A 20,635-nucleotide genomic window follows, 5' to 3' on the forward strand; every position below is an offset into this window, starting at 1 on the left:
GTATCAGATGCGTTAATCTGACTATCAACAAGTTTTTATATACTTCTTCCTGATAGTCAGAGTGAATTTATTAAGATTAAAGCAAGCACAAAATGACTAAAAAGGAAAAAAATGAAAATCAAATCTTTATTTATAGCAAGTATTTTAACATTAAGTCTTAATGCAAATGCATTAGAAACCATCACAGTTGCAGCAACTCCCGTCCCTCATGCTGAAATCCTAGAACAAGTAAAACCTGATTTAGAAAAACAAGGCTATAAACTTGAAATCAAAGAATTTACGGATTATGTTTTACCTAATCTAGCTGTTGATAACGGAGAAGCCGATGCAAATTTTTTCCAACATACTCCTTATTTGGAAGAATTTAATAAAAACAAAGGCACCAAACTTATCAAAGTAGCTGCCATACACATAGAACCTATGGCTGTTTACTCCAAAAAATACAAAAGTCTAGATGATATTAAAGAAGGGATTAAAATCGCCATTCCAAATGATCCAACCAATGAAAGTAGAGCTTTAGATATTATTGCAAAAAAAGGTTTGGTAAAATTTAAAGATAAGGCTTTAAAAACACCTCTTGATATTATAGACAATCCTAAAAAAATTAAATTTGTAGAATTAAAGCCCGCACAACTTCCAAGAGCTTTGGATGATGTTGATTTTGCTGTAATTAATTCCAACTACGCTCTCTCTGCAAATCTAAATCCTGCAAAAGATAGCGTATTTATCGAAGATAAAGAAAGCCCGTATGCAAACATTCTTGTTGTAAGAGTGGGACATGAAAACGATCCAAAAATCAAAGCCTTAATCCAAGCTCTACAAAGTGATAAAATCAAACAATTTATCATAGAAAAATACAACGGATCTGTTTTACCTGCTTTTTAATTTTGTCCCTTACCTAGGGACTTTTTTCTTAAATACAAAGGAGTTTTTATGAATTTATTTAAAATTATTATACTCGCTTGCATTCTAAATTTATCTAGCCTATTTGCACAAAACATTACTATAGGAGCCACTCCAAATCCTTTTGGTAGCTTACTAGAACTAATGAAAGATGATTTTAAAAACAAAGGGTATGAGCTTAAAATAGTAGAATTTTCAGACTATATTTTGCCCAATCGTGCATTAGAGGAAAAAGAACTTGATGCAAATTTATATCAACACAAACCTTTTTTAGAAGAATACAACCTAAAAAAAGGTTCAAATTTAATTGCAACAACGCCTGTACTTATAGCTCCAGTAGGAGTTTATAGTAAAAAAATCAAAAATTTAGAAAATCTTAAAGAAGGTGCTAGAGTTGCTATACCTAATGATGCGACCAATGAAAGCAGAGCTTTAGAGCTTTTAGAGAAAGCAAAATTAATAGAGCTTAACAAAAATACTCTAAAAACCCCATTGGACATAAACAAAAATCCAAAAAAACTTAAATTTATAGAACTTAAAGCCGCACAACTTCCAAGAGCTTTAGATGATGTTGATATTGCTATAATTAATTCTAATTTCGCACTTGGGGCCGGTCTGAATCCAAGTAAAGATACTATTTTTAGGGAAGATAAAAATAGCCCTTATGTAAATTATGTTGTGGTACACTCAGAAGATAAAAATAGCGAAAAAACCAAAGTAATTGATGAAATTTTAAGAAGCGATAAATTTAAAGCCATCATTAATGAACATTATAAAGATATATTAATCCCAGCTTTTTAGGAGTATAATATGAATATTAAAAAAATATTTTTAAGTGTTTTATTTACAATTAGCCTTAGTTTTGGGGCGGATAAAACCATAATCATAGGTGCAACACCAACGCCTTATGCTGAAATTTTAAATTTCTCTAAACCCTTATTTCAAGAAAAAGGTTGGAAGTTAATAGTTAAGGAATTTAATGACTATAATATACCTAACATCGCTTTAAATGAAAAAGATTTAGATGCAAATTTATATCAGCATAAACCTTTTTTAGATGATTTTAATACCCACAAAGGAACAAAATTAAGTTCTTTAGGTGCTATTGTTTTAGTTCCTATGGCTATATATTCTAACTCCATAAAAGATATAAAAGACATTCCTAATGGTGCTAAAATCGCTATACCTAATGATGCTACCAATGAAAGCAGAGCTCTTGATTTACTAGCTAAAGCAAATTTAATAGAGTTTAAAAGTCAAAGCACCCTTAAAACCCCTATTGACATAAGTAAAAATCCAAAAAAACTTAAATTTATAGAGCTTAAAGCCGCACAACTTCCAAGAGCCCTAAATGATACTGATTTGGCTATTATTACCACAAACTATGCTCTTGGAGCAGGCTTAAACCCTTTAAAAGATGGTATTTTTATGGAAGATAAAGATAGTTTATATGCTATTGTTTTAGCTACAAGAAAAGGTGAAGAAACAAGTCAAAAAAGTCTTGTTATTAAAGAAATTTTAACAAGCGATAAAATTAAAAATTTTATCATAGAAAAATACAAAGGCTCTGTTATCCCTACTTTTTAACTCTATACAAAGCCTTCTAAAGGCTTTGTTAAACTTATAAAAGCTAAAATACTATTTATTGCATTATAATTCTTAGGATAAAAATGAAAATTATTTTTTTAACTTTTTTTATTGTGATAAATTATATCCAAGCAGCTAGTTTAGAAGAAATCAAAACAGCACTAGCTAAAGAATTTAGAAATAATTTTCCTAAAATTATAATTTCTCAAATTGATTTAAAAATAACATCATTGCCTAAAGATTTTGATCAATATGAATTTCTAAGAATCGCTAATGGGCGTTTTAATCAAGCACAAGGCTTTTTAAGGGCTGAATTTAAAACTCCGCAAAATATACAAAAAAATGTATTTTTTAGATATTTCATTCAAGCAAATTTAGAAGTTTTAAAAAGCGAACGCGCTATAAAAAGAGGAGATAAACTTGGAGCTTTTGACTATAAAAGCGTATTGATTGATTTTGATAAAGTTCCTTTAAATGCCTTAACCTTAGATGATGTAGATAATCTTGTAGCTAAAAGCAATATTAACAAAAACGCCATTTTAAGAGCAAATATGTTTAAAACCACAGCTTTAATACGCCGAAATGATCCTATAATCGGGATTTTAAGCGAAGCAAATGTTGATGTTTTAATCGAACTTGTGGCTTTGCAAAGTGCAAATATGGGCGAAAGGATTCGTGCAAAAAACAAAGAAGGTAAAGTTATGCAAGGCATCGTAGTGGGTAAAAATAGGATGATTATACAATGAAGGTTTTATTAGGAATTTCTGGTTCAAGCAGTGTCAATTTAGGCTTAAAATTATTAAAAAATCTAGAAAACCAATGCGAACTTTATTGCATTTTAACCCAAGGTGCAAAACTTAGCTTCAAAACTGAAAATCAAGCAAATTTAGAAGAAATTTGTCAAGAAAATTTTAAATACACTTATTTTTTAGATGATAAAAATTTAAGTCTAAGTGTAGCAAGTGGATCTTTTGGAATAGAAAAAACCATCATTGCTCCTTGTTCAATTTCAAGTTTAGCAAAAATTCACGCTGGTTTTGCAGACACTCTTTTAATGCGTGCTGCAGCAGTGGCCTTAAAAGAAAGAAAAAAACTTATCTTAGGCGTACGCGAAATGCCTTTTTCTACTTTAAATTTAGAACATATGTTAAAACTTAGCCAAATGGGAGTTATTATCGCCCCTCCTATTATCGCAAGCTATTCTAAAGCAAACAATCTAGAGCAAATGGAAAATTTTATCGCAGGTAAATGGTTAGATCTTTTAGAAATAAAACACAATTTATATGAAAAATGGCAAAATTTTTAGTTTAAATTTGTTATATTTTTAAAAAAAATTGGAGCAAAAATGACTTGTTTATATCCTGGGACTTTTGATCCTATTACCAACGGGCATTTAGATGTTATAAAACGGGCTTTAAAAATTTTTGATGAAGTCATCGTTGCCATAGCAAAAAGTGAACATAAAAAACCTTGCTATGATTTAGAAAAACGCAAAGAACTAGCCCTGCTCGCAACACAAAATTTAAAAAATGTTAAAATCATTGCTTTTGATAATTTACTTGTAGATTTAGCCAAAGAATTAAAAGTTAATACTATAATCCGTGGACTTAGAGCAGTGAGTGATTTTGAATACGAATTGCAAATTGGCTATGCAAATCACGCACTTTGGGAAGATATGGAAACCATTTATCTTATGCCAAGTCTAAAACATGCTTTTATTTCAAGTTCTATTGTGCGTTCTATAGTAGCACATGGGGGTGATGTAAGTTCTCTTGTTCCAAAAGAAATTCTACCTTTTTTAAAGGATCAATCTTGTATGTAGTTTTTGAAGGTATTGACTGCGTAGGAAAAAGTACGCAAATTTCACTTTTAAAAGAAATTTACAAAGATGCCATTTTCACACTCGAACCTGGCGGAACAGAACTTGGAAAACATTTAAGAGAAATTTTACTTAATAAAACTCATCCTATTAACAAAAGAGCTGAACTCTTGCTTTTTTTAGCTGATCGTGCTCAACATTTTGAAGAAATCTTAAAAACCAATCAAAACAAACTCATTATTAGCGATAGAAGTTTTATTTCAGGCATGGCTTATGCCAAAGATTTTGAAAACGATTTGCTTTTTGCTTTAAATAGTTTTGCTTTAGAAAATTTTTTTCCACAAAAAATTATCTTTTTAAAAGGAGATGCAAACCTTATCCAAGAACGCCTCAGTCAAAAAGAACTAGATAGTATAGAAAAACGTGGCATTGAGTATTTTTTAAGTGTACAGGACAAACTCGAAAAAGTGCTTCATTTTTTAAAAGAAAAAATTTCTGTAGAAATTTTAACACTTGACGCAAAAGAAAGTAAAGAAAAATTACACCAACAAATAAAGGAATTTTTACAATGATTAACGCTTTAAAAGGAATGAAAGATTTATTAGATAAAGATGCATATTATTATGAAAAAGTGATTAAAACCTGCGAAGAAGTAGCTAAAAACTATGGCTTTACTTTTATCAATATACCGCATTTAGAACTTTGCACCCTTTTTAAAAGAAGCGTAGGAGAAAGTTCTGATATAGTAGGTAAAGAAATGTATGAATTTATCGATAAAGGCGAAAATCATGTTTGCATGCGTCCTGAAGGAACTGCTGGGGTGGTGCGTGCCTATATAGAAAAAAAACTCGATAAAAACACTAGTGTGAAAAGATGGTTTTATCATGGTTCTATGTTTCGTTATGAAAGACCTCAAAAGGGTCGCTTAAGAGAATTTCATCAATTTGGAGTTGAAAGCCTTGGCATACCTAATGTTTATGAAGATGCAAGCATTATTTTAATGCTAGTAGAAATTTTCTCACGCCTTGGTATTGATTTTAAACTTCAACTTAATTCTTTAGGCTGCTTACAATGCTTGCCAAAATACCGCGATAGGCTCGTTGAATTCTTAGATTCCAAAGAAGGTTTTTGTGAAGATTGTTTGCGTAGAAAAAATTTAAATCCTATTCGTGTCTTAGATTGTAAAAATGAGCATTGTCAAAATTTGCTTGAAAATGCTCCGCTTTTGATCAATAATTTATGCACCTCTTGCCAAAAAGACTTTGAAACACTGCAACAAATTTTAAAGGATAATGGAGTTAAATTTGAGTTAGATTCAAAACTTGTGAGGGGTTTGGATTATTATTCTAAAACGGCTTTTGAATTTATAAGCGATGAAATAGGAGCAAAGGCTGCTATCGCAGGTGGAGGACGCTACGATAGACTTATAGAGTATTTAGGTGGAAAAAGTGGCTATGGTATAGGTTTTGCCATGGGTATAGAAAGAATTATAACTATTTTAGAACAAAAAGAAGAAAAGATTCAAAGAGAAGGAATTTATCTTTGTGCTATGGATGAAATTTATATCCAAAAACTTTTGCATATCGCTACAAATTTAAGAAAAGAATATAAAGTACTTTTAAGCTATGAAGCAAGAAAACTAGCCAAACATCTTGAAAACGCGGATAAAAATAATACTGAAATTTTTCTTTGCATGGGAGAAAATGAAGCACAAAATGAAAGTTTGTTTTATAAAAATTTAGCAAAAAAAGAAGAAAAAATGATTAAAATTTCAGACTTAAAGAAGGTTTTATGATGGATTATGGTATTGATATTTGGGGAAATGAAAATTTCATTATCAAAAATGGTAAAGTTTGTATCAATTACGAGAAAAAACCTGCTATTATTGATATAGTTAAAGAATTAAGAGATGATGGATACAAGGGGCCTTTACTTTTAAGATTTCCTCATCTTATCCAAAAACAAATTGAAAATATTTACGGAAATTTCAATAAAGCAAGAAAGGAATTTGGCTATAAAGGAGGATTTAACGCTGTTTATCCTTTAAAGGTCAATCAATACCCTGGTTTTGTAAAAAATCTTGTAAAACTTGGAAAAGACTATAACTATGGACTTGAAGCAGGTTCTAAGGCAGAGCTTTTACTCGCTATGGCTTATAATAACGAAGGCGCACCTATTACCGTAAATGGCTTTAAAGATAGAGAACTTATCAACATAGGCTTTATCGCAGCTGAAATGGGACATAATATCACTTTAACCATAGAAGGACTTAATGAACTTGAAGCTATCATAGACATAGCTAAAGAACGCTTTAAACCTAAACCAAATATAGGCTTACGTGTACGTTTGCATTCTGCTGGAGTTGGAATTTGGGCAAAAAGCGGTGGGATTAATTCTAAATTTGGACTTACATCCACTGAACTCATAGAAGCGGTAAATTTACTCAAAGAAAACAAACTTTTAGAACAATTTACCATGATTCACTTTCATCTAGGCTCACAAATTACCGAAATTCACCCCTTGAAAAAAGCCTTAAATGAAGCAGGAAATATCTATACAGAACTTAGAAAAATGGGAGCTAAAAATCTAAAAGCTATCAATCTTGGCGGTGGTTTAGCTGTGGAATACTCACAATTTAAAAATGAAAAAAGTAGAAATTACACCCTAAGAGAATACGCTAACGATGTAGTTTTTATCCTAAAAAACATAGCCGAACAAAAAAAAGATTTAGAGCCTGATATTTTCATAGAAAGTGGGCGTTTTGTAGCAGCTAATCACGCTGTTTTAATCGCTCCTGTATTAGAACTTTTTTCTCAAGAATACGCAGAAAACAAACTCATACTTAAAAAACAAAATCCAAAACTTATCGATGAGCTTTATGATCTTTATAAAAGTATAAAACCTTCCAATGCTTTAGAATACTTGCACGATAGCATAGATCATTTAGAGAGTATTTTAACTCTTTTTGATTTGGGCTATGTGGATTTACAAGATCGTTCCAATGCTGAAATTTTAACTCATTTGATTACAAAAAAAGCCATCTTGCTTTTAGGCGATAAGCAAAATCCTGCGGATTTACTTGCCATACAAGATGAAGTGCAAGAAAGGTATTTGGTAAATTTTTCGCTCTTTCAAAGCATGCCTGATTTTTGGGGTTTAGAACAGAATTTCCCCATCATGCCACTTGATCGCTTAGATGAAGAACCGACACGAAGTGCAAGTATTTGGGATATAACCTGCGATAGCGATGGAGAAATTTCATACTCTAAAGATAAACCTTTATTTTTGCACGATGTAGATGTAGAAAAAGAAAATTATTTTCTAGGGTTTTTTCTTGTAGGTGCCTATCAAGAAGTACTTGGAATGAAACACAATCTTTTTACTCATCCTACTGAAGCTATTATAAGCATCAATGAAAAAGGCTATGAAGTCGAGGGGATTATAGAAGCGCAATCCATACTTGATACCTTAGAAGATTTAGACTATGATATACACGCTATCATGGATATACTTAATGAACGCATAAGTAATTCTAAGCTTGTAAATGATAAGCAAAAAAAGCATATTTTAGGCGAACTTTATCTTTTCTTAAATGATAATGGTTATTTAAAAAGCATAGGAGTTTAGATGAATTTTTGGGGTATTATAAAAGAAGATTTTTCTCAGCCAAAGGCACAAGATCCAGCTTTTAATTCTTGTATAGAACTTTTTTTTAATTACCCTGGAGTATGGGCTGTAGTAAATTACCGCTTTGCACATTTTTTTTACATAAGAAATTTTAAACGCATTGCTAGAATGATTAGCGGAATTTCACAATTCTTAACTGGGGTAGATTTGCACCCTGGAGCAGAACTTGGAAGGCGTATTTTTATAGATCATGCCAATGGAGTGGTTATAGGTCAAACAGCAATTATAGAAGATGATGTTTTAATTTATCAAGGCGTTACTTTAGGTGGAACAAGCCTTGAAAAAGGTACTAAACGCCATCCAACCATAAAAAAAGGAGTGATCATAGGCTCAGGCGCAAAAGTGCTTGGCAATACACCATAGGAGAAAATGCCAAAATAGGCTCAAATGCTGTAGTGGTTAAAGATGTAGGTGCAAATTTAACTGCCGTTGGAATTCCTGCTTATATTATCGAAGAGCGTAAAAATAAAAACATTAGAGCCATAGATGCAAATTGCGATGACAAACTAGAAAAGCTAGAAAAGAAAATTTTAGAACTTGAAAATCTTATATTAAAACAACCTGAATCACAAAAATAATAATTTTTTATAATACATAAAATTATATGTATTATTATGCGTATTAATTTTTCCTAAAAATTAATACAAATTTTCACATTTATTGAAATTTACAACTCATTTTTAAATTAAATTTATTGTAAAAATGCAATTTTCTGCTAAAATTAAACAAAAATTATCAAGGATTGAAAAATGCTTACAAAAAGATCTCAAGTTTTAGAAGAATCTATCACTTTAGCTATCACTACACTTGCCAATGAACTTAAAGCCAAAGGCGAGGATATCATTAGTTTTTCAGCGGGTGAACCTGATTTTGACACACCACAAACCATCAAAAATGCCGCTATAAGTGCTATTGAAAAAGGATGTGGAAAATACACTGCTGTTGCAGGAATTCCTGAAGTATTAAAAGCTATTCAAACCAAATTTAAAAAAGATAATAATCTTGATTATGAAACAAATGAAATCATCACCAATGTAGGCGCAAAACACTCTCTTTTTGAATGTATAGAATGCTTAGTAGAAAAAGATGATGAAGTGATTATCCCTAGTCCTTACTGGGTAAGCTATCCTGAAATGGTAAAATTTGCAGGTGGAAAACCTGTATTTATAGAAGGCTTAGAAGAAAATGGCTTTAAAATTACCGTTGAACAATTAAAAAAAGCTATCACAGCCAAAACCAAGGTTTTAATGTTAAATTCTCCTTCAAATCCTGTGGGATCGATTTATTCTAAAGAAGAATTAACTCAAATTGCTAAAGTTTTAGAAGGAACGCAAATCACTGTTTTAAGTGATGAAATGTATGAAAAACTTCGCTATGATGGTTTTGATTTTGTAGCTTTTGCAAGTGTAAGCAAAGATGCTTTAAAACGCACTGTGACCATTAACGGACTTAGCAAATGTGGAGCTATGCCAGGATGGCGTTTTGGCTATATGGCAAGCAAAAATAAAGCCCTAATTTCAGCCGTTAAAAGACTTCAAGGACAAAGTACTTCAAATATTTGCTCCATCACTCAACATGCAGCCATTCCTGCTTTAAATGGAGAATGTGATAAAGATATAGAAAAAATGCGTCAAGCCTTTGAAAAACGCCGTAACTTAGCCTTAGACATACTTAAACAAATCCCAAATATCAGTGTTTATAAACCAGAAGGTGCTTTTTATCTTTTTGTAAATATACAAAAAATAGAAAAAGATTCTATGAAATTTTGCCAAAAATTGCTTGAACAAGAAAAAGTTGCCGTTGTTCCAGGTATAGGTTTTGGAATGGATGGATATTTTAGGCTTTCTTATGCCACAAGCGATGAGCTTATCAAAAAAGGTTTAGAAAGAATAGCAAACTTCATTGCTTCTTATTAAGCCCTAAAGCCTTAAAATTACTTTAAGGCTTTTTAAGCACAGCATTTACCCTTTGAACACTATCTGATTTATTTAAACTCAATCTTATTATAGAATTTTCCAATCCACCTAAAGAATGCGCTACATTTGCCTCTAGGCTTATCATATCTAAAACATTTAATTCAAATTTTTCCTTTTCCACTTCAAACCAAATTTTACCGCTTAAAACTTGAACATGTATAGCAAAAGGAGCTTTATGCTCTTTCATCACGCTATCTTTAGCTAATAAAATTTGAATTTCTTTACCTTTTTCATTGTCAATTAAAACATTGATTTTCACTTCTTTTGGGCTAAATTCTGCTCCATTCCATTGAATGATTTTCACAAAATCTCCTTTTTTAGTTTTATAAAACTATAGCAAAAGCCAAAATATAAATTATAAACTTGTGTTAATTTATTCTTCTTTCCACCAAAAATCCTGTTTAAATTTAGCTCCTACTTCATAAGCCTCGCCCATTTTTGGTGTGATAAGGGGTAAATCTAAATTTTCATAAAGAAATTTTACCACCTCATTCCACGCATGAGTTCCTGCTAAAAATCTCCCCCAATGTATAGGCATGACAGCTTTTGCATTAAGATCTTTTGCTTCTTTTAAAATTTGCTCAGGAAAAGAGTGTGAATATGGCCAGGCGATATTAAATTGTCCGCTTTCAAGACAAGCTAAGTCAAAATCTCCAAAATACTCACCTATTTTTTTAAAATGTGTAAAATACCCTCCATCTGCGCTAAAAAACACTCTCTTATCTACACTTAAAAATTCCATCACAAAAGAAGCCCAAAGGGTTTTGTTTTTACCATCTCCCCTACTTGAACTGTGCTGTGCAGGTGTTGCAATGATTTTTAAATCACCAAATTCTATGCCACTCCACCAATCAAGCTCTATGATTTTTTTCTCACTCACCCCATAGCTTTTTAGATAATTTCCCACTTTTAAAGGTGTGATAAAAAATCGTGCTTTTTCTTTTAAAGCTTTTATACTCTTAGCATCTAAATGATCAAAATGCGAATGCGTGATAATCACAGCAAAAATTTCATTAAAATCATTTACATTATAAACAGGAGCATTTTTAAAAGCCTTGTTGATAAAAGAAATAGGCGAAGCATGAGTGTTAAAAATAGGATCAATCAAAATTTTATATTCTTTAAAACTTATAAAAAGCGAAGAATGTCCAAGCCAAATAATATGCGGAGTGCTAAAACCACTCAAATCAGGCTTGAAAAAAGGTAATTTAAAAGAAGGAATGGCATTTTTTGGATAAAGATAATAATACCTCAAAATTTCTTTAAAAGACACTTTAGGAGTTATAAGACTGTGCTCATTTTCATTAAGAAAAATTTCATATTTTTTACCCTGCACTTTTTTAGCTTTTGATCGTTGTGTATTGGAAATATCAAAGGTTTTAAATGATAAATTCAAATTTTTCCTTTTATGTTTATTAAGATTATATCTAAAAAGTTTTTAGATTAATTTTATTTTATTGCTAATTTTTTAGTTTGCTTACACTAAAATGAATTGTCTGATTTAAATTAGAACTTCAAAAAGAATTGGTTAAAAAATCAATGAAAAATTAGGTAGCAAGCTAATAAAAGAATTATATTTTACAGATTTTGTCATTTCTTTAAAATTTTAAAAAATTTTCAAGCCTTTTAAAAAGGCTTGAATAGAGATTTTAAGATTACTCAACTTCAGCGTCGATTACATCGTCATCTTTTTTCTTTTTATCATTTGCTGTGTTTGGCTCATCTTTTTTATACATATTTTCAGCTAGTTTGTGAGAAACTTCACTTAAAGCTTTCATTTTGCTTTCAATCTCTTCTTTGCTTGCATTTTGATTTTTCAAAGTCTCACGCAAATCATCAAGAGCTTTTTGAATATTTTCTTTATCAGCAGCGGCAACTTTTTCACCTAACTCACTTAAAGATTTTTCTACTTGATGCGCCAAGCTATCAGCTGCATTTCTAGCATCTACAGCTTCTTTGCGTTTTTTGTCTTCTTCTTTGTGAAGTTCAGCATCTTTTACCATGTTATTAATCTCTTCCTCGCTAAGTCCGCTTGAACCTGTGATTTTGATCTCTTGAGCCTTACCTGTTGCTTTATCTTTTGCACTAACAGTTAAAATACCATTTGCATCGATATCAAAAGTAACTTCGATTTGTGGCATACCGCGTGGTGCTGGTGGAATTCCTTCAAGATTAAAATTTCCTAAAGATTTATTATCACGACTAAATTCTCTTTCCCCTTGTAAAACATTGATAGTTACAGCACTTTGATTATCTTCAGCGGTTGAGAAAACTTGCTCTTTTTTAGTTGGAATAGTTGTACCTTTTTCGATAATCTTAGTCATTACCCCGCCTAGAGTTTCTATACCCAAAGAGAGCGGAGTAACATCAAGTAAAAGCACATCTTTTACATCACCTTTTATAACCGCACCTTGAATCGCCGCACCGATAGCCACAACTTCATCAGGATTTACAGACTTATTAAGATCTTTATTAAAGGCTTTTTTCACTTCTTCTTGCACTAAAGGAACACGAGTAGAGCCCCCTACCATAACGATTTCTTTGATCTCATCTTTTTTAAGCCCTGCATCGCTTACTACTTCATTGATTTTAGTGATGGTTTCAGCCACTAAAGAATCAATCATACCTTCAAATTTAGCTCTAGTAAGTTTTTTAACCAAATGTTTTGGCCCACTTGCATCTGCTGTGATAAATGGTAAATTAATTTCAGTTTCATTAGCTGAGCTTAATTCTTTTTTAGCATTTTCTGCTGCTTCTTTCAAGCGTTGCAAAGCCATAACATCATTTTTAAGATCTATGCCTGTTTCATCTTTAAATTCATTAGCTAGAAAATCTATAAGTTTATTATCAAAATCATCACCACCTAAGAAAGCGTTACCACCTGTTGCTAAAACTTCTACTACATTATCGCCAGTTTCAAGCACAGTAACGTCAAAAGTTCCCCCACCTAGATCATAAACCACAATTTTTTCACTATCTTTTTTATCAAGTCCGTAAGCTAGAGCTGCTGAAGTAGGTTCATTGATAATTCTTAATACATTAAGTCCTGCTATCGTTCCCGCTTCTTTTGTCGCTTTTCTTTGTGCATCGTTAAAATAAGCAGGCACAGTAATAACCGCATCAGTAACACTTTCACCCAAAAAAGCTTCTGCATCTTCTTTTAATTTCATCAAAACTTTTGCTGAAATTTCTTGTGGGGTGTAAATTTTACCTGCGATTTCTATTGCGCACGCACCATTTCTTTCGGTGATGTGGTAAGGAAGTCTATTTTTAGCTTCTTTGGCCGCATCTTCATTGATCATTAAACCCATAATTCTTTTGATAGAATAAATGGTTTTTTCAGGGTTGGTTACCGCTTGGCGTTTTGCACTATCGCCTACTAAAACTTCGCCTTTATCTGTAAAAGCTACCACTGAAGGAGTTGTGTTTTTTCCTTCTTTGTTTGGGATTACTTTGCTCTCGCCGCGTTCATACACAGCAACACAAGAATTGGTTGTTCCTAAATCTATACCTATAACTTTACTCATTTTTTATCCTTTTATTAAAATTTATTTTGCTACACTAACTTTGGTTGGGCGGATCACGCGATCGGCTATTTTATAACCTTTTTGAAGCACTTGAACCACTTCACCACTTTGATGGTTTTCACTATCTACATGAAACATTGCTTCGTGTAAATTAGGATCAAACTCTTTTTCATCTTTGATAAGAGCCACCCCATGTTTTTCAAGTTTCTTAAGAAATAAATCTAAAGTATTTTGCACTCCTTCTTTGATTTTTAAGCTAATTTCATCTTGGCATTCGACATTAACAGCAGCTTCTAAAGCATCTAAAACATCGAGCAAATCCTTAGCAAAGCTTTCATTTGCATAAGCCATAGCGCTTAACTTTTCTTTTTCCATTCTTTTTTTAATATTTTCAAATTCAGCGTTTGCACGCATATATTTATCTTTTAATTCCTCTAATTCTTTTTGTAATTCATTTGTTTCGTTTTTTTCATTATCTTGCAAATCATCCTGCAAATTTTCAGAATTTTGTGCATTTTCATTTTCAATTTCTTGCTTTTGTTCGCTCATGCCGCCTCCTTTATGTATTGTAATATCTTTTTATAATCCGTATAAACACTACCTGCTAAGATAATATTTACATCTTCGCCCAAAAACTGCGCATCTACCTTAAGCCCCATAAAACCTTCTTTAAATAAAGGTTCAAATTCAAGACTTTCTTTAAAATGACGGTGAATTTGACAATCTAAGAGCTTAACAAATTCATCATTTTGATAAATTTGATAAGCTCTTTCTTCATTGCTTCTATAGCAAATCAAATTTTGTCTTAAGCTAGCTATTTTTTCTACAAGATCTATAAAATGAACTCTCAAAGCTATTTTTTCTATACTAGAAAGATCAAGCCCTATAAGACTTTGTAAAAAATTCCACGCTTCTTTTTCGTATTTTAAAACCAGCTCTTCATCTTCAAAATCAAGCACTATAAATTTGGTATTAAGATCTAGTACTTCTTTAAGTACTAAACTTCTACCTCCATAAACAAGACAATAAATTTCAAATTCTTTACTTAACTCTTTCAAAAAGCTTTCGTTTTTGATATGGATATTTTTATCTTGTTCTTTTTCCCAAAAACTTTGCCAATAATTTTGCATCGTTAAAATAGTAGGAATTCTACCACTACTTATATGAAGCTGAGTGATCAAACCCTCATCGCTAAGTCTTTTAAGATAAACGCGTATAGTCGAAGCAGGTATACAAAGGTTTGAATTTAATTCATTAGAACCAATAGGTGCATTATCCAAAAGATAAGTTTGGATAATAGACTCTAAAATCAAATCCTTTTTATCTCGACTTTTCATCATGTTTTCCTTTATATCTAGCACTCTATTTTTTGATTGCTAGATATATTATACAACATTGAGTGTTATTTTGTCAAGTATAAATATAAAAAAATATACTTAATTTTATTTAGTCTATATAACTAAAGTTTTATTAGTTACTTTTTTATAAGGATAGGATATATTTCAATATTGGTAAACAGGGTGATAATTAGATAAGAAATTTTAAATAGATTCGATAATTTAACTTTTTTAAAAGCACAAGATGCTATAAACAAAAAACCAAAGAAGCCTTTACAAGCTCTTTGGCTTTTCTATCAAAGCTTAAAAACTACCATTAATGGAAATATATATTCTTCTTCCTTCTTCTATGCGATTGTAAGTATTGACCCAAGTAGTAGTACCGCTATTTCGATAAGATTCCCAACCATCTGTAAAACTTTTGTTAAAAAGATTATAAATAGCTGCGTTGATACTCCATTGCTTATTGATATCATAACGCACACCCATAGAAGCTAAAAAGATATCCTTATAATATTCCCTATTTATATTAGTATCACCCATATAGCGATCTATTTGCCATTCGCCTTTTATCCAAGGGGTAATTTTATTATAGAAGCTGTATTCAGTTTTCAACATAATATTATGTTTTAAACTATCCTGCTCAGGTTTACCTATCACACTTTTATCTTGTGCTTCTTTAACCTCACTATCAAGATAAGTATAAGCAAAATTTACATTTAAATTATCAAGAGGGCTTATCCCTGTTCCAAGCTCTATACCTTTATATTCAACCTTGCCATGGTTGATTGCCTTAAAACATCTACCAGCATCGCAAGTACCAATTCCTGGAATCATATTGCCTTTATCATATCTTTGGGTTGAAATTTTATCTTTAAAATTTGTTAAAAAACCTGTCGCAGAAACATAAAACAAATCATTATTGTAAATAGCTGCTATTTCATAATTTAAAGATGTCTCTTCTTTTAAATCAGGATTTCCATATATAGGGAATCTACCTTGACCACTATAATTATAAGCTCCATTTATCAAACGATTTGCATAAGGAGTCCTAAAACCCGTAGATACACCGCCTTTTAAAGTAAGTTCATCAGTAGGATTATAAACCAGATAAGCTCTTGGCGAAATATTATTTCCAAAAATTTCATGATGATTGTATCTTGCTCCAAAAGTCAATCTTAAGTTATCTTTTATGCTGTACTCATCCTCTGCAAATATTGCCAATAAATACTGATCAAAATTGGTCGGATTAGCTATTTTATCTTGCATTTTTTCAAGCCTATATTCACCACCTGCGCTCAAAATATGACTTTGTCCCAAAGGAATGACAGACTTAGTATCTAAGATAATATCTTCTGCGACTATATCTCTATTTTCTCCCAAAAATGGCTGCGTTGCTTGTCCTACAACTTCGCGACCATTATTGCTTACTCTATTGTATTGCAAAGTCGAGGTAATAGAAAAATTTTCATAAATACCCTCATGACTTAAGTAAGTCACAAATTTATCAACTTCCATAATATCCGCATAGCCACCCGTTAAGCTACCTTGTGTACTACCTGGACTTGTGATGGTTCCTAATTGACCTTGTTTATTATCATAATGATTTCTTGAAAAATCTATATCAAATATAAAGGTATTATAATCATTAGCCAAATAACTAATTCTTGTTCCTATGTTAAAATTATTTGCCTTTGTAGGACTTTGAGCTTGATCTCCTTGAACTCTTTGTCCACTTCCATTTGTAAATTCAACATTAGATTGCTGTCTGTAAAATTCTCTAAATCGAAGTGTTAGACCCAATTTGTCATTCATCAAAGGACCACTAGAATAAATACTTGTTCCATAAGTATTACCCCAATCTTTATTTTCATTTAAAAGAGCATCCAAACTTACAGAAGTTTCCCATTTATCACTTACTTTTTTGGTAATGATATTTACCACCCCGCCTAAAGCTTCAGAGCCATATAAAGTACTCATAGGACCTTTTATAACTTCTATCCTTTCTATACTAGAAATCGGAGGTAAGAAAGAATTTGAAATTTCATTAAAACCATTAGGGCCCACCTCTCCGCCAATACCCTGACGACGCCCATCAATCAAAACCAAAGTATATCCAGTAATACCCCTCATAGTGATATTATAAGAACCTGTTTTTCCCTTGCTAGCATATAAATCAACGCCTGGGATATCTGCGATAGCCTCTGCAACATCTCTATAAGGCTTACTTTGTAATTCTTTTTTAGTGATAACATTGATAGTAGCAGGAGCTTCTTTAATATCTTGGGTAAAGCCAGAAGCACTAACGATTGAGCTATCTAGTTCTACATTTTGCGATATGGCATTGGAGCTTAAGAGACCAATGGCGCAAACTGATAGACATATTTTTTTCATTTTTCTCCTTTTGTTAAATATTGATTTAGAAATCAAAATATTATGATAATAATTATTAATTTAAGATAAATTTTGTATCAATTGTGATAATTAGTATTAATTAAAAATTTATTTTTTCTTGCTATAATTCTTAAAAATATAAGTTTTTTTAGAGAAGTAAATAGCAAAAATTAAATATCTTTTAGATACAAGCTTGATTATTTGATTGTTATTTTTCTCTGTGAAATTTGTTTCAAAATTTATCTTTTTAAACAATTTATCATAGAATGTGTTTAAGAAATAAAGATATTTAAATCAAAAAATAAAATCATAACGGAGTAAAAGATGAAAACATTTATAAGCAATCATAAAAACCAATCTTCTTTTATCACTTTATTTGTTTTTACACCTTTATTTTTTGTTTTTCTTTATTCTAAAGATTTTTTACACATACAACCCAATGAAACTATTAAAGAAAATAAATTTAATATGGCAATCAAACATTTTGTACAAAATTCCTCCGATATGAAACCGACACAACCTACACAAACTATACAAGAGCCTTCGAATGTGCAACCCAAAGAACCTGTGCAAGAAATAAAAAAAATAAAACCGAGAAAAGAAAAACCTATCGCTAAACCTAAAAAAATAATCCCTCCAGCAAATGCAAAGGCAATAAGTCAACCCAAAAAAGATACAAACATGCAGCAACAAACTCCACAAGCCAGCTCTTACCAAAGCGTATCTTTAACTAGTAATAGTGAGCTTTTAAAAGAAATAAAATCAGCAATCGATGAAGCCCTAATCTACCCTAGACAAGCTAGAAAAATGCGTATGAGTGGGGAGGTTCTTGTAGAATTTACCTGGACAAAAGAAAAGAAATTAGAAAATTTAAAAATACTTAAGCCTTCAAAATATGATTTTCTAAATAAAAGTGCTTTAGAAACTATACGCATAGCTTCTAAAAAATTTCCACAATATGAAAAAACTTTTCATATAAAAATACCATTGGTATATAAATTAAGCTAAATCTTTCACAATATACTCTATTTTTAATACAAATCACTCCAGCTTTGCTAACGCTTAGAAGTAGAAGCTTCCTAGCTAAAGCTAACTAGTATTAGCTAATTCGAAAGGCTTTGAGTTTATAGTCCTCAAGGCTAATTCCTAACCCAAACGACTTTAATCCACGCTTTAAGATATTATTTGCAGCATTAATATCTCTATGTAAAGTATTGCCACATTTTTCACAAAGATACACTCTATCTTTAAACATAAGATTTTTTTTGATATTTCCACATACACTACAAGTTTTGCTTGTATATTGTGGATTGACTTTTATAAAGAATTTGCCATTATGCTTTGCTTTATACTCTAGATATTGAGAGAATTGATAGAATGAAGTATTAAGAATAGATTTATTTAAACCACTTTTAGCTTTTATATTCTTTAATTTAGCTCTTTTACACATATTCTTAATTTGCAAATCTTCAACTGCTAGCAAGTCAAATTCTTGTATGAGTTTTGAAGTTATCTTGTGATAACTATCCTTTTTGATATTTGAACTTTTTTCATAGATTTTATTTAATTTTAATTGTGTTTTTTTGAAATTATGGCTTAACTTTGTTTTCTCCTTTTTTGTTTTTAATATTCTCCTGCTTTGTTTTCTTTGCAATCTTTTAATATTCAGCTCTACTAAGTAGCTTTGAGTTAGTAGCTATTAACTCTCCACTGCTTAAGGTAATCTCATTGATATTTAAATCAATGTCAACTGCTTTTTTAATATCAAAATCTTTGCTAGATATTAAAGAAACATTTGATTCATCATAAATGATACTAAAAGCTAAATAGTATTTATTGTGATTTTTGATAATAGTGATTTGATTAAACTTATAAGTATTTGGTAAATCTCTGTGATAACGCATTTTAAAAAATGTATTCATAAGTCTAAATATCTTAAACTTAGTAGTATCACTATCTTTGATTTTGTAGGCTTGATTATTCCAATTAAAGCTTTGCTTTGCAAATTTAGAGTTTTTAAATTTGGGAAAGCCTTTGTTTTTATCTCTAATTACTTGCTCTAAGGCACGAGAAGATTAATCCTTGCTTGTTGGGTTACAACACTTTTATAGCTTAATTCTCTTGCTTTTATAAGGCTAGTTTTATTGATTATCTATCTTACTTGCCTTTAAATAACTCCTATCTTTTTTATCTAAATTCTTATTTTTATCCCACTGCTCTTGCTGTAAATTTAAACAAATATTATAGGCTTGATATAGATGAAACATTGATGATTAATAAGCTTTTGTTGTTCTTTGTTTAGGTAGAATTCTATATTTAAAACCTTTGGTTATTTGCATTGCTTTGTTCCATTAGGGCTTTTTTTCTTTTTGGTTATATATTTTTTTAGGGTAATTATCTTCTATGCCTTGATTTTCTGCATATTTTTTAAGAGTTTCTAGCATTATTCCGCATAGGTATTCTATAAAAAATTACTGATTATGTCAAATACCTAACTAGAGCCGTACAACTAACACTGTAAGCAATTCATCTCCCACTTAAGAAGTGAGAGTTTTATTGAATAAAAAAAGATAAATTTAAAGCAAGTAATCTTTTTTTAGACAACACTAAACCCTTGCATGTATTTACAGCAATATTTATTTCATCATAAACAACCCCCAACCCATAAAACCTCAATAAACACTATAAAATAAAAGTATTGGTAAAGAACAAGCAAACAATAAATCTCAATCACCCAGACAAAAACAATCTCAACCGACCCATAAAGCAATAAATCAAGCAAGCATAATTAATTTAATTGATTAAACCAATAAATTTAATTTATAAGATTAACAATAAAAAACCATAAATTAACCAAGCTAATCCCACCCAAACCCAAACAAGCCATAAATTACACACACTCTTTTACAAACATCAATTAAATAGCAAGACTATCGATGATAAAAATTTATCTCAAGTATAACATTCATTCTCGCCAACAAGAATAGACAATCATAGTCTATCCACCCTAACCCAACATTAACCCCTAACCCAACCAAGAAGTGTATAACAACCCCAACCCATAAACCTCAATAAACACTATAAAATAAACTTGAGTGATTAAAAATCCAACCCAATTATTGAATAAACCCAACCTACATAATAAAATATAAACTAGACATATAAAGAACAATTGACACATAAAAATAGATTGAATAAATAAACCTATACAAGTAAACATAAAAGAATAATTGAGATATAAAAACATATAAACTAAACAACTCAAACAACCATTAAATCAACCCAAGCTAATTAAACCTATAAACATAAAAAAAATAATTAAATATAAAAACAACGATTGACATATAAAAACTAAGATTTTAAATCTATAAGAATAAGATAAAGTAGAATTAACAAGTCCGCAAT

20 protein-coding genes and 2 pseudogenes are annotated in these 20,635 nt (G+C 30.8%); 13 read left to right on the forward strand and 9 right to left on the reverse strand.

Annotated elements, in window-relative coordinates; genetic code table 11:
* Positions 1 to 111 precede the first annotated feature (111 nt).
* The 11 genes and pseudogenes from FBF10_RS06525 to FBF10_RS06575 all read left to right on the forward strand — a co-directional run bounded on the left by FBF10_RS06525 (position 112) and on the right by FBF10_RS06575 (position 9,912).
* Positions 112 to 885, forward strand: a complete 774-nt coding sequence (locus FBF10_RS06525; RefSeq protein WP_002859806.1) for a MetQ/NlpA family ABC transporter substrate-binding protein — start codon at positions 112 to 114, stop codon at positions 883 to 885.
* Between the two features lie 48 nt (positions 886 to 933).
* A complete protein-coding gene (locus FBF10_RS06530) occupies positions 934 to 1,704 on the forward strand; it encodes a MetQ/NlpA family ABC transporter substrate-binding protein (protein WP_020246959.1) in 771 nt (256 codons plus the stop codon).
* A 9-nt stretch (positions 1,705 to 1,713) separates the two neighbouring features.
* Positions 1,714 to 2,490: a MetQ/NlpA family ABC transporter substrate-binding protein gene (locus FBF10_RS06535; protein WP_002852406.1), complete on the forward strand. Its 777-nt coding sequence runs from the start codon at positions 1,714 to 1,716 to the stop codon at positions 2,488 to 2,490.
* A gap of 83 nt (positions 2,491 to 2,573) precedes the next feature.
* Positions 2,574 to 3,236 carry a flagellar basal body P-ring formation chaperone FlgA gene (flgA, locus tag FBF10_RS06540; protein ID WP_002876101.1) on the forward strand — a complete coding sequence of 221 codons (663 nt, stop codon included), beginning with the start codon at positions 2,574 to 2,576 and terminating at the stop codon, positions 3,234 to 3,236.
* Positions 3,233 to 3,796: a UbiX family flavin prenyltransferase gene (locus FBF10_RS06545; protein ID WP_002860748.1), complete on the forward strand. Its 564-nt coding sequence runs from the start codon at positions 3,233 to 3,235 to the stop codon at positions 3,794 to 3,796. Before flgA ends, FBF10_RS06545 begins: the two co-directional genes overlap by 4 nt.
* A gap of 39 nt (positions 3,797 to 3,835) precedes the next feature.
* Complete coding sequence (gene coaD / locus FBF10_RS06550; RefSeq protein WP_002852633.1) at positions 3,836 to 4,312, forward strand: pantetheine-phosphate adenylyltransferase; 477 nt, start codon at positions 3,836 to 3,838, stop codon at positions 4,310 to 4,312.
* Positions 4,303 to 4,881 carry a dTMP kinase gene (gene tmk / locus FBF10_RS06555; protein WP_002852526.1) on the forward strand — a complete coding sequence of 193 codons (579 nt, stop codon included), beginning with the start codon at positions 4,303 to 4,305 and terminating at the stop codon, positions 4,879 to 4,881. Before coaD ends, tmk begins: the two co-directional genes overlap by 10 nt.
* Entirely contained in the window at positions 4,878 to 6,104 is a 1,227-nt protein-coding gene (hisS, locus tag FBF10_RS06560) for a histidine--tRNA ligase (RefSeq protein ID WP_020246958.1), read from the forward strand. The genes tmk and hisS overlap by 4 nt, the downstream gene beginning before the upstream one ends.
* On the forward strand, positions 6,101 to 7,936 hold the full coding sequence (gene speA, locus FBF10_RS06565) for a biosynthetic arginine decarboxylase (RefSeq protein WP_010891885.1): 1,836 nt from the start codon (positions 6,101 to 6,103) through the stop codon (positions 7,934 to 7,936). The genes hisS and speA overlap by 4 nt, the downstream gene beginning before the upstream one ends.
* A pseudogene (gene cysE / locus FBF10_RS06570) lies at positions 7,937 to 8,574 on the forward strand (serine O-acetyltransferase).
* A 171-nt stretch (positions 8,575 to 8,745) separates the two neighbouring features.
* Positions 8,746 to 9,912 (forward strand): pyridoxal phosphate-dependent aminotransferase, encoded by a 1,167-nt coding sequence (locus FBF10_RS06575; RefSeq protein WP_002888781.1) that lies wholly within the window; start codon positions 8,746 to 8,748, stop codon positions 9,910 to 9,912.
* Between the two features lie 22 nt (positions 9,913 to 9,934).
* On the opposite strand, the gene FBF10_RS06580 is transcribed toward FBF10_RS06575, so the two are convergent.
* Both FBF10_RS06580 and FBF10_RS06585 read right to left on the reverse strand, forming a co-directional pair.
* Entirely contained in the window at positions 9,935 to 10,276 is a 342-nt protein-coding gene (locus tag FBF10_RS06580) for a cupin domain-containing protein (protein ID WP_002859799.1), read from the reverse strand.
* A gap of 69 nt (positions 10,277 to 10,345) precedes the next feature.
* Entirely contained in the window at positions 10,346 to 11,368 is a 1,023-nt protein-coding gene (locus FBF10_RS06585) for an MBL fold metallo-hydrolase (protein ID WP_002888783.1), read from the reverse strand.
* A 104-nt stretch (positions 11,369 to 11,472) separates the two neighbouring features.
* On the opposite strand from FBF10_RS06585, the pseudogene FBF10_RS08970 reads away from it, so the two are divergent.
* A pseudogene (locus tag FBF10_RS08970) lies at positions 11,473 to 11,582 on the forward strand (flagellar basal body protein FliL); the annotation flags it as partial.
* Positions 11,583 to 11,627: 45 nt separating this feature from the next.
* On the opposite strand, the gene dnaK reads toward FBF10_RS08970, so the two are convergent.
* The 4 genes from dnaK to cfrA all read right to left on the reverse strand — a co-directional run bounded on the left by dnaK (position 11,628) and on the right by cfrA (position 17,230).
* Positions 11,628 to 13,499: a molecular chaperone DnaK gene (gene dnaK / locus FBF10_RS06595; protein ID WP_002826316.1), complete on the reverse strand. Its 1,872-nt coding sequence runs from the start codon at positions 13,497 to 13,499 to the stop codon at positions 11,628 to 11,630.
* A gap of 21 nt (positions 13,500 to 13,520) precedes the next feature.
* Complete coding sequence (grpE, locus tag FBF10_RS06600; RefSeq protein ID WP_002867979.1) at positions 13,521 to 14,048, reverse strand: nucleotide exchange factor GrpE; 528 nt, start codon at positions 14,046 to 14,048, stop codon at positions 13,521 to 13,523.
* Entirely contained in the window at positions 14,045 to 14,839 is a 795-nt protein-coding gene (locus FBF10_RS06605; RefSeq protein ID WP_011049776.1) for an HrcA family transcriptional regulator, read from the reverse strand. The genes grpE and FBF10_RS06605 overlap by 4 nt, the downstream gene beginning before the upstream one ends.
* A 300-nt stretch (positions 14,840 to 15,139) precedes the next feature.
* Entirely contained in the window at positions 15,140 to 17,230 is a 2,091-nt protein-coding gene (gene cfrA / locus FBF10_RS06610) for a TonB-dependent ferric enterobactin receptor CfrA (RefSeq protein WP_002888786.1), read from the reverse strand.
* A gap of 324 nt (positions 17,231 to 17,554) precedes the next feature.
* On the opposite strand from cfrA, the gene FBF10_RS06615 reads away from it, so the two are divergent.
* On the forward strand, positions 17,555 to 18,238 hold the full coding sequence (locus FBF10_RS06615; protein WP_002859789.1) for an energy transducer TonB: 684 nt from the start codon (positions 17,555 to 17,557) through the stop codon (positions 18,236 to 18,238).
* Between the two features lie 91 nt (positions 18,239 to 18,329).
* On the opposite strand, the gene FBF10_RS06620 is transcribed toward FBF10_RS06615, so the two are convergent.
* The 3 genes from FBF10_RS06620 to FBF10_RS06630 form a co-directional block, all read right to left on the reverse strand.
* Complete coding sequence (locus FBF10_RS06620) at positions 18,330 to 18,884, reverse strand: RNA-guided endonuclease TnpB family protein (RefSeq protein WP_002780048.1); 555 nt, start codon at positions 18,882 to 18,884, stop codon at positions 18,330 to 18,332.
* A gap of 4 nt (positions 18,885 to 18,888) precedes the next feature.
* Positions 18,889 to 19,152 (reverse strand): hypothetical protein, encoded by a 264-nt coding sequence (locus FBF10_RS08825; RefSeq protein ID WP_002780047.1) that lies wholly within the window; start codon positions 19,150 to 19,152, stop codon positions 18,889 to 18,891.
* Between the two features lie 429 nt (positions 19,153 to 19,581).
* Positions 19,582 to 19,674 (reverse strand): hypothetical protein, encoded by a 93-nt coding sequence (locus FBF10_RS06630; protein ID WP_002776614.1) that lies wholly within the window; start codon positions 19,672 to 19,674, stop codon positions 19,582 to 19,584.
* Positions 19,675 to 20,635: the final 961 nt, after the last annotated feature.

This window comes from Campylobacter sp. CFSAN093249, from assembly GCF_011067895.1.
Classification (GTDB): Bacteria; Campylobacterota; Campylobacteria; order Campylobacterales; family Campylobacteraceae; genus Campylobacter_D; species Campylobacter_D jejuni.

Excerpts from the sequence above, each read along its gene's own strand:
- FBF10_RS06630 (WP_002776614.1), bottom strand. The coding sequence starts at position 19,674 with ATGCTAGAAACTCTTAAAAAATATGCAGAAAATCAAGGCATAGAAGAT.
- FBF10_RS06615 (WP_002859789.1), top strand. The coding sequence starts at position 17,555 with ATGAAAACATTTATAAGCAATCATAAAAACCAATCTTCTTTTATCACT.
- grpE (WP_002867979.1), bottom strand. The coding sequence starts at position 14,048 with ATGAGCGAACAAAAGCAAGAAATTGAAAATGAAAATGCACAAAATTCT.
- hisS (WP_020246958.1), top strand. The coding sequence starts at position 4,878 with ATGATTAACGCTTTAAAAGGAATGAAAGATTTATTAGATAAAGATGCA.
- dnaK (WP_002826316.1), bottom strand. The coding sequence starts at position 13,499 with ATGAGTAAAGTTATAGGTATAGATTTAGGAACAACCAATTCTTGTGTT.
- speA (WP_010891885.1), top strand. The coding sequence starts at position 6,101 with ATGATGGATTATGGTATTGATATTTGGGGAAATGAAAATTTCATTATC.
- FBF10_RS06525 (WP_002859806.1), top strand. The coding sequence starts at position 112 with ATGAAAATCAAATCTTTATTTATAGCAAGTATTTTAACATTAAGTCTT.
- cfrA (WP_002888786.1), bottom strand. The coding sequence starts at position 17,230 with ATGAAAAAAATATGTCTATCAGTTTGCGCCATTGGTCTCTTAAGCTCC.
- FBF10_RS06605 (WP_011049776.1), bottom strand. The coding sequence starts at position 14,839 with ATGATGAAAAGTCGAGATAAAAAGGATTTGATTTTAGAGTCTATTATC.
- FBF10_RS06530 (WP_020246959.1), top strand. The coding sequence starts at position 934 with ATGAATTTATTTAAAATTATTATACTCGCTTGCATTCTAAATTTATCT.
- FBF10_RS06535 (WP_002852406.1), top strand. The coding sequence starts at position 1,714 with ATGAATATTAAAAAAATATTTTTAAGTGTTTTATTTACAATTAGCCTT.
- flgA (WP_002876101.1), top strand. The coding sequence starts at position 2,574 with ATGAAAATTATTTTTTTAACTTTTTTTATTGTGATAAATTATATCCAA.
- coaD (WP_002852633.1), top strand. The coding sequence starts at position 3,836 with ATGACTTGTTTATATCCTGGGACTTTTGATCCTATTACCAACGGGCAT.
- FBF10_RS06545 (WP_002860748.1), top strand. The coding sequence starts at position 3,233 with ATGAAGGTTTTATTAGGAATTTCTGGTTCAAGCAGTGTCAATTTAGGC.
- FBF10_RS08825 (WP_002780047.1), bottom strand. The coding sequence starts at position 19,152 with ATGAATACATTTTTTAAAATGCGTTATCACAGAGATTTACCAAATACT.
- FBF10_RS06575 (WP_002888781.1), top strand. The coding sequence starts at position 8,746 with ATGCTTACAAAAAGATCTCAAGTTTTAGAAGAATCTATCACTTTAGCT.